The organism is Specibacter sp. NPDC078692, from assembly GCF_040686835.1.
Classification (GTDB): Bacteria; Actinomycetota; Actinomycetes; order Actinomycetales; family Micrococcaceae; genus Specibacter.
Map to the genome: position 1 here is coordinate 1 of NZ_JBFBLV010000053.1, position 11,331 is coordinate 11,331.

General features: G+C 58.6%; 9 protein-coding genes. 5 read left to right on the forward strand and 4 right to left on the reverse strand.

What is annotated here, in order from left to right; genetic code table 11:
- On the reverse strand, nt 1-1,067 hold a 1,067-nt coding region (locus AB0O97_RS19775), incomplete at its 3' end, for a class II aldolase/adducin family protein (RefSeq protein WP_363884949.1).
- 175 nt (nt 1,068-1,242) lie between these two features.
- Between AB0O97_RS19775 and AB0O97_RS19780 the strand changes: the two genes are divergently transcribed.
- The 4 genes from AB0O97_RS19780 (at nt 1,243) to xylB (ending at nt 5,799) form a co-directional block, all read left to right on the forward strand.
- Nucleotides 1,243-2,004, forward strand: coding sequence for a DeoR/GlpR family DNA-binding transcription regulator (locus AB0O97_RS19780; RefSeq protein WP_363884951.1), 762 nt, complete (start codon nt 1,243-1,245; stop codon nt 2,002-2,004).
- A gap of 87 nt (nt 2,005-2,091) precedes the next feature.
- On the forward strand, nt 2,092-2,862 hold the full coding sequence (locus AB0O97_RS19785) for an SDR family oxidoreductase (protein ID WP_363884952.1): 771 nt from the start codon (nt 2,092-2,094) through the stop codon (nt 2,860-2,862).
- A gap of 264 nt (nt 2,863-3,126) precedes the next feature.
- Nucleotides 3,127-4,317, forward strand: a complete 1,191-nt coding sequence (xylA, locus tag AB0O97_RS19790; protein WP_363884953.1) for a xylose isomerase — start codon at nt 3,127-3,129, stop codon at nt 4,315-4,317.
- Nucleotides 4,318-4,323: 6 nt separating this feature from the next.
- A complete protein-coding gene (xylB, locus tag AB0O97_RS19795; protein WP_363884955.1) occupies nt 4,324-5,799 on the forward strand; it encodes a xylulokinase in 1,476 nt (491 codons plus the stop codon).
- 134 nt (nt 5,800-5,933) lie between these two features.
- Here xylB and AB0O97_RS19800 read toward each other — a convergent pair whose 3' ends face one another.
- The 3 genes from AB0O97_RS19800 to AB0O97_RS19810 all read right to left on the reverse strand — a co-directional run bounded on the left by AB0O97_RS19800 (nt 5,934) and on the right by AB0O97_RS19810 (nt 9,882).
- Complete coding sequence (locus tag AB0O97_RS19800) at nt 5,934-6,818, reverse strand: hypothetical protein (protein WP_363884957.1); 885 nt, start codon at nt 6,816-6,818, stop codon at nt 5,934-5,936.
- A 422-nt stretch (nt 6,819-7,240) separates the two neighbouring features.
- Nucleotides 7,241-8,254, reverse strand: coding sequence for an ABC transporter permease (locus tag AB0O97_RS19805; RefSeq protein ID WP_363884962.1), 1,014 nt, complete (start codon nt 8,252-8,254; stop codon nt 7,241-7,243).
- A 107-nt stretch (nt 8,255-8,361) separates the two neighbouring features.
- Entirely contained in the window at nt 8,362-9,882 is a 1,521-nt protein-coding gene (locus AB0O97_RS19810) for a sugar ABC transporter ATP-binding protein (protein ID WP_363884958.1), read from the reverse strand.
- A 292-nt stretch (nt 9,883-10,174) separates the two neighbouring features.
- On the opposite strand from AB0O97_RS19810, the gene AB0O97_RS19815 reads away from it, so the two are divergent.
- Entirely contained in the window at nt 10,175-11,221 is a 1,047-nt protein-coding gene (locus AB0O97_RS19815) for a substrate-binding domain-containing protein (RefSeq protein ID WP_363884960.1), read from the forward strand.
- Nucleotides 11,222-11,331 lie beyond the last annotated feature (110 nt).

Consider the following 11,331-nt stretch of genomic DNA (forward strand, 5'->3'; position numbering starts at 1 on the left):
ATGCCAACGCCGGGCACCAGCACAATGGCCGGATCCGCGCCGCGCATGGCAGGCCACTGCGACGGGGAATCCTCAACGGCGTTGCGGTCATAGTAAGCCGCGTAATCGGTGCGGTACTCGGCGTGGAGTTCCTTCAAGCGTGCAATGGAATCCTCCACCGAAGTATCTGCCGGCAGATCCAGGATGAGCGGCTTGACCTTGGTGCGCAGGAAGTGGTCCGGGCAGCTGGTGCCCAAAGCACCCAAACGCGGATGCTCAGCGGAAGCCAGGAAATCCAGCACTGCGGTGTCGTCACTGAAGTGACCCACCGCAGCCTTATCCATCGACGCCAGGCCACGAATGGTCGGTGCCAGAGCAGCAGCCTTGGCCAGACGCTCGGCCTCGGGCAGTGTGCCGTAACCGGGAAGTTCCGCACCAAAGGGATCCTTGCGACCATGAGCGGCAATGTAGCTCTCTGCCGTTTCAATCATCCACAACGAGTTGACCTCGGCCTCTTCACTGGTGGCACCCCACGCAGTGATACCGTGACCACCCAGGATCACACCCACAGCATCCGGGTTTCCGGCCTTGATCGCAGCAATATCCAGGCCCAGCTGGAAACCGGGGCGGCGCCACGGCACCCACGCCACCTTCGTGCCGAAAATAGTCGTGGTGAGCGCTTCACCATCAACCGCTGTAGCAATCGCGATACCGGAATCCGGGTGCAAATGATCCACATGGGCCGCATCAACCAGACCGTGCATGGCCGTATCAATGGACGGCGCAGCCCCACCCTTGCCGTGCAAGCAGTAATCAAAAGCTGCCACCATCTCATCTTCACGCTCAACACCCGGGTACGTGTTAACCATGGCGCGCAAACGATCCAGACGCAGCACCGCCAGGCCCTCCTCGCGCAGGGTTCCGAGGTCTCCGCCGGATCCCTTGACCCAGAGAAGCTCAACGTTCTCACCCGTAACAGGATCAACCGCAATGCCCTTCGCAGAGGTGTTACCACCGGCGTAATTAGTATTGCGCTTATCCGCACCCAAACGGTTCGAGCGCAAGATCAGTCCAGCGGTTGTACTCACGTACTTTTCACATCCTCGTGATGGTCAGCAACTATTTCATGCCAAGTGTTATTGAATGTTAACTTTTGCATAAACTATCATTAAGGTGTGACGGTAGCACAGCTACAATTCAGAGAGCAATGGCTAGCCGATCGATAGCTAATCAAAATCGGTCAAAGGAAAATGAGGTTTCACCGTGGCACTAACGGGCACGCTCGATGCAGAAAGTCGCAGAACAGCGATAGCTAAGGAACTCCTGAAGCACGGGGCCCTTCAGCTCAACGAGACAGCTCAAGTGTGGAATGTGCACGAGATGACCATTCGGCGAGACTTTGACACCTTCGTGACGTCCGGCTTGGCTCGGCGAGTTCGGGGTGGCATCGTGGCCCTCGGAGGGGACAGTTTCACCCTGCGCAAGCATCAGAATGGTGGCGCCAAGCAACGAATAGCTGAGAAGATGCTCTCACTCATCATGCCGGGAGCCGCGATCGCACTGGATTCCTCAACCACGGTGCACGCACTCGCTGAAAGCTTGTCCGGCTTGACTGGAGTTTCCGTTGTGACCAACGGGCTCAGCGCCTTTCAGACACTTCACGGACGCGAAGGAATTCGCACCTACTTGACCGGCGGGGAACGCGAAGAGGAGAACATTAGCCTCGTTGGTTCTCTCGCGGTTCTGTCCGTTCAGCAATTCACCCTGGACATCTGCTTCCTCTCCAGCATGAGCCTGGACACCACTTTCGGCACCAGCGAATTGACCTTGGAACAAGTGGCCGTCAAGAAGGCCATGGTCGAGGCCTCGCAGTTAAGCGTTCTGGCGGTTGATTCCAGCAAATTCGAAACTAGGGCACGTTTCCGTTCCCTCCCCCTATCAGGGTTCGATGTCCTGATCACCGAACTCGACCCAAACGACGAGCACTTGGACGCCTATCGCGAGCAAGTACCCACCATCATCTAGCACCCTAAGTACCAGCCCACCCAGGCTATTCAACATCCACGGCGTGTTATATGCTGCTAAAAACCACACGATCCAACAGGAGTAACAATGGAGTTCAGCGATCTTCACGGCCGAGTAGCGGCGATCACGGGCGGCGCCCGAGGGCTAGGATATTCCATCGCTGAAGCACTGGCCGCGCAAGGTTGCGCCGTTGCACTGCTGGATGTCTTACCCGATGTTGTTGAATCCGCACACAGACTGGCAGAGCAATTTAATGTTCCCACCTATTCGGCCATCACCGACGTGACTGAACCCGATTCATTGGCGCAGGCCTTCACTGGCGCCGAAAAAGCCCTTGGCACGCCCCAAGCGCTAGTCACCGCCGCAGGAATCACCATCTGGAACGACAGCGTGAATGTATCAGTGGCCGAATGGCGGAAAGTTCTGGCTGTCAACCTTGACGGAACCTTTTTCGCTGCCCAAGCTTTCGCAAAAGCCTTGTTGGCGGCGAAGCTCCCAGGAAGCGCCATTTTCATCTCTTCCATGTCGGGCTCCATCGTGAACGTGCCTCAGCACCAGGCCTCCTACAACTCGTCAAAAGCTGCCGTAACGCAACTAGCTAAGTCACTGGCTGTCGAATGGGCCCCGTCAGGAATTCGTGTCAATGCGGTCGCTCCGGGTTACTTCCTTTCGGATATGACCCGCCAGTTCACGGAGAAGAACGCTGAGCTAGCCGCGGACTGGGTCGCACGCACCCCTGCTGGTCGAATGGGACAACCTCAGGATCTTCACGGAATTGTCGCATTCTTGGCCTCTGACGCTTCTTCCTACATCACAGCCCAAAACATAGTCATCGACGGCGGTTACACCGCAATCTAGTGAAGTGTCACTGCTAGCACCGCACCGGAGCGCCTCCGCGTAGTCACGCGCGCCCAAATTTAGTGCAATTAACACATAGTTAACGCTTTTGACGTATAAACCCACAAATTGGCGTGATCCATCAAGACTGGCCAAGGGACGGGATTTTTTCATCGACAAGCATGGCGAAATAGTTTTGCCAGATCATTGACGTTGCCCAATTTTCGCCATATGTTTGAGATCAGAACTTATTAAAGCTCTGTCCCACTACATTGGAGGCATCTCATGGCTCTCGAGCCCACCCGCGAAGACAAATTTTCCTTTGGTCTCTGGACCATCGGCTGGAATGCCCAGGACCAGTTCGGTTCGGCAACGCGCCCGCCGCTGGACACCGTGGTTGCCGTCAACAAGCTCAGTGAATTGGGCGCCTATGGCATGACCTTCCACGATAATGATCTGTTCCCGTTCGAGTCCACAGCTGCCGAACGCCGCAAGGAGATTGATCGACTCAAGGGCGCCCTGGACTCCACCGGATTGGTGATCCCCATGGTCACCACCAACCTGTTCAGTCATCCGGTCTTCAAGGACGGAGGCTTCACCTCGAATGATCGCGATGTGCGCCGCTTCTCCATCCGGAAGGTCATCGAGAATCTGGATCTTGCTGCAGAGCTGGGTGCTGAAACCTTTGTCATGTGGGGCGGCCGCGAAGGCAGCGAATACGATTCCGCCAAGGACATCCGCGGCGCACTGGAGCGTTACCGCGAGGCCGTAAACCTGCTCGGTGACTACGTCACCGACAAGGGCTACAACATCCGCTTCGCCATTGAGCCCAAGCCCAACGAACCTCGCGGCGACATCCTGCTGCCCACTGTCGGCCACGCCCTCGCCTTCATTGAAACCCTCGAACGCCCCGAGATGGTGGGCGTCAACCCGGAAACGGGCCACGAGCAGATGGCCGGCCTAAACTACACCCACGGCATCGCCCAGGCCCTGTACCAAGGCAAGCTGTTCCACATTGACCTCAACGGCCAGCGCGGCGTGAAGTTCGATCAGGACTTGGTCTTTGGCCACGGCGATCTCCAGAACGCTTTCTCGCTGGTGGACCTCTTGGAGAATGGTGGCCCCGGCGGCACCCAGGCCTACACCGGTCCCCGCCATTTCGACTACAAGCCCTCCCGCACCGAGGACATCAACGGAGTGTGGGATTCAGCCGCTGCCAACATGCGCATGTACCTGCTCCTGAAGGAACGTGCCGCAGCCTTCCGCGCCGATCCCGAAGTCCAGGCCGCACTGGAATTCTCCAAGGTTGCCGAAATCAACCAGCCCACCCTCAACGCTGGCGAAAGCTACGACACATTGCTGGCAGACAAGTCTTCCTACGAAGATTTCGATTCGGCTGCCTACTACGACGGCAAGGGCTTCGGTTTCGTTAAGCTCCAGCAGCTGTTCCTCGAACACCTCCTTGGCGCCCGGTAGAGAAGTATGAGCCTCGTTGCCGGAGTCGATTCCTCGACCCAGAGCTGCAAAGTTGTTGTTGTTGATTCCAGCACCGGGCAAACAGTGCGCACCGGCAAGGCCTCCCACCCGGACGGGACGGAAATTCACCCGTCCCTGTGGTGGGAGGCCTTATCGGCTGCCATGCACGACGCCGGAGGGCTGGCTGGTGTGCGCGCCCTCTCGGTTGCGGGGCAACAGCATGGGATGGTCCTGCTGGATTCGGCTGGGCAGGTGATCCGCCCGGCACTGCTGTGGAACGACACCCGATCGGCCCAATCCGCTACCGATCTGATCACCGAGCTGGGCGCCGCCGAGTTGGCGAGCCGCTGCGGATCGGTCCCCGTAGCTTCCCTGACCATCACCAAGGTGCGCTGGGTTCGTGACCACGAACCCAGCCATGCTGCCCGCGTTGCAGCCGTGGCACTCCCCCACGACTGGCTCACCTGGCGGCTGCGCGGTTACGGTCCTGCCGGTGAAAGCCCGTTGGGTCCGGACCTTGAGCAACTGACCACGGACCGCTCCGATGCCAGCGGCACCGGCTATTGGTCCCCTCATCTGGAAAGCTACGATCTAGAGCTCTTTGAAATCGCATTGGGCCGGTCCGCCCGGGAAGCCGATCCTCAGGCCAGCAGTGCTGCGAGTTCAGTGGTGATTCTCCCCCGAGTGGCAGGCCCAGCAGAATCTGTTGGTACCGTTCACGGCTCACTCTTTGACCGGACCACAGATGACGTTGTGACTATCGGAGCAGGTGCGGGCGATAACGCCGCCGGCGCCCTTGGTCTTGGAGCCGCTGCCGGGGACATGGTGGTCTCGGTCGGGACGAGCGGGACTGTTTTTGCCGTGGCCGAGCAGCCTAGCAGTGACACATCTGGAACCATCGCCGGTTTCGCGGACGCATCGGGTTCCTTCCTACCTATCGCCGTCACCTTGAATGCTGCTCGGATCCTCAGCTCCGTGTCATCACTGCTGGATGTCAGCTTTGATGAGTTCGCGGAACTGGCCCTAGCTGCACAACCCGGAAGTGACGGCGTCGTACTTGTTCCCTATTTTGAAGGTGAGCGGACACCCAATCTGCCGCACGCCAAGGCCAGCTTTCATGGTCTGAGCATTTCCTCAACGACCCGGGAAAACATTTCCCGCGCTGCGATCGAAGGCATGCTGTGCGGGCTGGCAAGCGGACTCGGCGCCATCACGGCAACGGGTGTGGCCGCCAAACGCCTGCTGCTCATTGGCGGTGCCGTACAAAATGCTGCGGTCCAGGTGGTGGCTGGTCAGGTGTTTGATGTGCCGGTTGTCATCCCCAAGCCGGGCGAATACGTTGCCCGTGGTGCCGCAGTGCAGGCCGCATGGATGCTGCACGGTGAACGTCCGGACTGGCCTCTGGAGACAATCGTCTCCCCCGCCGCCGATTTTCGCCCGGAGATCCTGACGAACTATCAGGAGGCCGCGCACAAGGCGTAACCTCTCGCTCGTTCCGCCACTCTCCGCCCTCTACTCTCCGCGAGTCGACACGTTTGGCCCCCAAATTCCTCATTTGGGGGCCAAATGCGTCGACTCGCGGGCTCGCAGTGTCAGTGTGGGATAGCAGTGGGGCGTCAGCCAAAGTCCCAGCGCGTGTTTAGCCGGCCCTCAATTGATCGCTGTGCGAGATTCTGCGGATCCTTCCAGCCTCCTGCGACCAACATTCGGGCAATTTTCGTGACAACCACAATTTCCCCTGCCCTCATATCGTCCTTATTGATCAGGACCTGGTGCCAGCCCAGGGACTTCGTGACAAAGTCTCTGTCGTGATCGCTGGATTGCTGCGCTGGCGTGAAATGGTGCAGGCCGTCATATTCGGCACACGTCGTGTACTCTTCACACGCCAGGTCAGGCCCCACCTTGCCACGGCCATACGCATCCTTGATTTCGACGTTGTGTTCAAAATTGGGCAGAGGCGAACGCATGATTAGCAACCGCAGATTAGTTTCAGGCGGCGAGTCGGAACCAACTCGGACCAGCCCCATCGCTGCCCGCAGCCGCTTCATGCCGCGCGCCCCCGAGTGTCCGGAGAGGTAACGTCGCAATCTGCCAAGTTCAACACGCGGAGAGACTTCCCTGCCGAAGGAACGATGGTGCTCACAAACAATTTGGTCTGCAATCACCACCAATTCGTCGATTCCCAGATGCGGAGCAAGGTCCAGGAGAGTTCTTTCCACGGTAGTGATAGCGATCCCGGCCACCGTTGTCACCTCCCAGGGTTCAAGGCACAAGGCGTGTCCATTGACTCCCTTCCGCCTGACTTCCTTTTCTCCCCGCGGCCGTGTCACATCGACGTCGGGTGGGTTCTCAAGACGCCAAGGCAGCAACAGACCATGGAGGACTGCCGCAGAAGCATGGCTGATGATGCCGTCTGGTGTCACATCAAGGTAGGCCCGGCAACGATCCATGAGTGTCGGTGGGACGGCAGCCGGGAAGCGAAGCTCACGACTCGGCGTCACCAAGTCACGCCCACGTGTTCGCTTGCGGGGAAGGCCTGCGCTCCGCGCCTCTTCGAGAGTGAACGGCCTTTTCTCGAGATGACGTGGCAGAGGATTCAATCTGTCCATGCCCCATTAATGCCAAAAATTTGCAGGGAATGGGCCGGATATCGGCCAAAGTGAAGAATCTGTGGATAACGGGTCAGTTTGGTCCAATGAATTGCCGAAAAACTTTCCACGACCGGGCCCTAATCGTGTTTTACCAGGGTAGATTCCCCGAATCGGGGGCATTCCCCCTCAGCACGGGCTTCTTATCGGCTCAACACGGGCTCACACCGCCCACCACCAACGCGAGTCGACACATCTGGCCCCCTAAAACGTGATGAGGGGGCCAGACGTGGCGACTCGGGGACAAACACACGGGGACAAACACCCACGCAGACTCAGAGCTTGGTAGTCCCAGCAGTTCCGGTAGTCGCCGTCGGCGCCTTCACTTCGGCGGCTAGCTTCTTCGGGGCACGGTTGGCGAAGCGCTGCTGGAGCATGACTGCACCGACAATGATCACGCCCTTCGCGATGGCCTGCACCGAGGTGGACATGTTGTTCTGCGTGAATACGTTGGTCAGGGTGGAGAAGAGCAGGACGCCCAAGACAGTACCCATGATGCTGCCGCGGCCACCGATCAGCAGGGTACCGCCAACCACAACGGCGGCGATGGCGTCGAGTTCGAGCAACGTTCCGTGAGTGGACGTACCAGCAGTGGTGCGTCCCAACATCATGACGCCACCAAAACCTGCGGTTAGCCCGGCCAGCCCGTACACGTACACCAGGTGACGCTTGACGTTGATACCGGCCAGGCGGGCAGCTTCCAAGTTGCCACCAATAGCAACGGTGCGGCGGCCAAAGGTGGTCCGGTTGAGCAGGAACCAGCCCAAAGCAACCACCACGGCAAACATCCAGATCAGCACTGGGATGCCCAACAAGTTCCCGGAGAGAGCGGACTTGAACTCGCTGACAACCACAATCTGTGTTGTGCGGTTGGCTAGCAGTTCTGCCAATCCTCGCGCGGCCACCAGAGTGGCCAGAGTGGCGATGAAGGCCACCACCCCACCATAAGCAATGACCAGTCCATTGATCAGGCCCACCACCATGCCGACAACCATGGCTACCAGCACCATAACGATCCAGTGGGTTTCGTTGGCAAAGGCCTGCACCCAGGATAAGGTCGCCACCACGCTGGTCAATCCCAGCACGGAGCCAACGGACAGATCAATACCACCACTGGTAATCACAAAGGTCATACCGATGCTGACCACACCAATGACGGAGGCGAAGCGCAGGATCACCAGTAGGTTGCCAACGCTGGCGAATCTTTCACCGGCGGTAATGTACCCCACCAGCGCCAGGAGCAGCAGTGCCACAACCAAGCCGATGGAGCGGGCTCCGGAGCTTCCCATGAAACGAGAAAAAAGACTCCCTGATTGAGCTCCACCGCTGCGGTTCCCGCGAGTATCGTGCGGCGGGGAATTATCCTCGGCGACGTCGATGGATACATTGTTTTCGCTCATGCTGCAGATCCTTTCATGACCAAGTCGAGCACCCCGTGCTCGTCAATGGCGGCTGCGGGGGAAGTATGGATGACACGGCCATCAGCGATCACCAGGACCCGGTCCGAGAGACCAAGCACCTCGTCGATTTCACTGGAGACCACGACGACGGCGGTCCCGGCGTCGGCAAGCTTGCGGATCAAGGCGTAAATCTCGGCACGTGCGCCAACATCAACACCGCGGGTGGGCTCATCGAGCAGAAGTAGATCCGTCCCATGCAGGAGCCACCGTGCTAGAAGTATCTTTTGTTGGTTCCCGCCCGACAAGGTGCGGGTAATCCTGTCTGGTTCGGCGGGTCGGAGTTCCAACGATTCCAGCTGCTGGTGTGAAACTTCCCGCTCAGCTTTCTCATTGACAAGGCCACCGGTAGCCCAGCGGGCAAAGCTTGCCAAGGTGATGTTGCGGTAGATCGGCTCGTCCAAAATCAGGCCCTGGCTCTTGCGCTCCTCAGGGGAAAGCCCCATCCCCGATTTCACGGCGGCCCACACCGAACCAGGCGCTACCGTCTTTCCGGACATTTTCACGGTGCCGGCGGAAGCCTTACGCGCGCCATAGATGGTTTCTAGGATTTCCGAGCGGCCTGAACCCACGAGCCCGGCCAACCCAACAACCTCGCCGGCCCTGACATCGAAACCGACACCTGTGAAGACCCCAGCAAGTGCCAGGTCCTGCACTTCCAAAATGACGGCGGCGTTTTCGGGAAGTGGCCGAGCCACTGGGAAGACGTTTTTGACTTCCCTACCCGTCATCAACTTGATGAGCTCCTGGGTAGGGGTGGTCTCGACTGGAAGGTTCGTGGCAACTGTGCGCCCATCCTTGATGACGGTGATGCGGTCACCAATCTTGCGGATCTCCTCAAGCCTGTGGGAAATGTAGATCACCGCAATACCGGAGGCACTCAAGTCCTCCACTACACGGAACAGGTTGCCGACCTCGTCGGAGTCCAGGACTGCGGAGGGCTCATCCATGATGATCAGCTTGGTGTCGTGTGAGAGTGCTCTGGCCATGCTGACAATCTGTTTATTGGCTGCCGAAAGTGTGCCCACTTCTTGAGTAGCCGAAATGTTGTTATGGCCTAGACGCTCCATCAACTGCCGCGCCTGCTTGATGCTGGTGCGCCGGTCGATGACTCCGGCCTTGGCGTGTTCGTGGCCAAGGAAGATGTTCTCCGCCACGGTGAGCCCGTCCACAACATCGAGCTCTTGGTACATAGTGGCAATGCCCATCTCGATGGCATCTAACGGACTGGCTATGGTGACGGGTTCGCCCTGCCAGACGATCTCGCCACTGTCGGGCTGATAGGACCCGGAAAGGGTTTTGATGAGAGTGGATTTACCGGCGCCATTTTGGCCCAAGAGGCAGTGGACTTCGCCCGGGCGAACCTCAAGGTCCACACCCTTCAACGCTTGGACGCCGGAGAATCCCTTGGTCAGGGAGCGTACGGTCAGCAGAGGACCGTCATGAGCAACATTGATCATAAAGGCAACATAACAGTAAAAACTCGATTGTGCACGGGTTATTTTGCGACTGTTCCCTGAAAGTTACGGGAATCTAGTTTGTTGGAACACACATTAAACAGATAACGTAACGGTAAAAGTTCTCTCCGAATCCCTAGCAAATTCAAAAAATGCCTGTTATGTTGCTTGTGACGTCAAAGTGGACATCACAGCCTCGAGACAACTCCCCAGCTGATGAATTTCCCTCCGCAGCGGCGACTCGCACCACCCCACATTGGACCGTCTGGGTCTGAATAACTTTGGAGGAAAAAAGATGCGTCAGAATCGTTCACTTCGCCACAGGCTGCTCATGACATCAGGAGCCCTGCTTGCTGTTGGCGGTCTGCTCACCGCTTGCACCCCGGGGACACCCGAAAGTGAAACAACCAGCAGTGCGGGCCAGACCCAAGAGTCAAAGGCTCCCGGCGGCAAGATCACCATTGGTTTCTCCGGCCCCGCAGCTGACCACGGCTGGCTGGGTGCTATTAATAGCGCCGCCCTTGATGCGGCCAAACAGTTCGACGACGTAGAACTGGTAGTTTCCGAAGGCACCAACGATGCGAGCCTTCAGATCAGCCAGATTGAAACCTTCATCAACAACAAGGTTGATGCCATCGTCATGTTGCCCACCGACGGCGCCGCACTGACCGACGTAGCCATCAAGGCCATGGAAGCCGGCATCCCCGTCATCAACGTCGACCGCGAATTCAGCAGCACCTTCGCCGCCCGCACCACAGTCTTGGGCGACAACTACGGCATGGGCATCAGCGCCGGCACCTACATCTGTGAGCAGCTGGACGGTAAGAAGGACGCCGTGGTTGCCGAGATCGCCGGTATTGACAGCCTGCCCCTGACGCAGGACCGCAGCCGCGGCTTCAAGGAAGCCCTTTCCGACTGTGGCCTGAAGGTCAATAACCGCGTGGCCGCAGACTTCACCGTCCAGGGCGGCGAAGCCTCCACCTCGCAGCTGCTGGCTGCTGCTCCCAAGATCGACGCCGTCTGGAACCACGATGATGATCAGGGCATCGGCGTGCTGGCTGCTATCCAGGCCGCCAACCGCAGCGAGTTCTTCATGGTCGGCGGCGCCGGTTCCAAGAACGCCATGGAATCCATCAAGGCTGGCGACTCGGTCCTGAGGGCCACGGTCATCTACCCGTCAACCCAGGCAGCTGACGGTATTGCCTTGGCACGATTGATCGCTCAGGGCGAAGTGGTCACAGACCTGATCACGAAGGGTGTCCCGAACCGGATTGTGCTCGATGCCCCCGTTGTCACCAAGGACAACGTGGATCAGTACATCGGCGCAGCGTTCGCTTCCTAGCCTGACTGCGGGGCGTCCGTGACAGCACTCAAACAGGTACTCTCTGGCCGCAGTCGTTGCAGAATGCGCAACGGGCCGCTGATGCCGTTGAATGTAGGTCAGTCGCAATC

What these genes read in the sequence shown, in the direction of transcription:
- AB0O97_RS19785 (WP_363884952.1), top strand. Translation starts at nt 2,092, where the DNA reads ATGGAGTTCAGCGATCTTCACGGCCGAGTAGCGGCGATCACGGGCGGC.
- xylA (WP_363884953.1), top strand. Translation starts at nt 3,127, where the DNA reads ATGGCTCTCGAGCCCACCCGCGAAGACAAATTTTCCTTTGGTCTCTGG.
- xylB (WP_363884955.1), top strand. Translation starts at nt 4,324, where the DNA reads ATGAGCCTCGTTGCCGGAGTCGATTCCTCGACCCAGAGCTGCAAAGTT.
- AB0O97_RS19805 (WP_363884962.1), bottom strand. Translation starts at nt 8,254, where the DNA reads ATGGGAAGCTCCGGAGCCCGCTCCATCGGCTTGGTTGTGGCACTGCTG.
- AB0O97_RS19810 (WP_363884958.1), bottom strand. Translation starts at nt 9,882, where the DNA reads ATGATCAATGTTGCTCATGACGGTCCTCTGCTGACCGTACGCTCCCTG.
- AB0O97_RS19815 (WP_363884960.1), top strand. Translation starts at nt 10,175, where the DNA reads ATGCGTCAGAATCGTTCACTTCGCCACAGGCTGCTCATGACATCAGGA.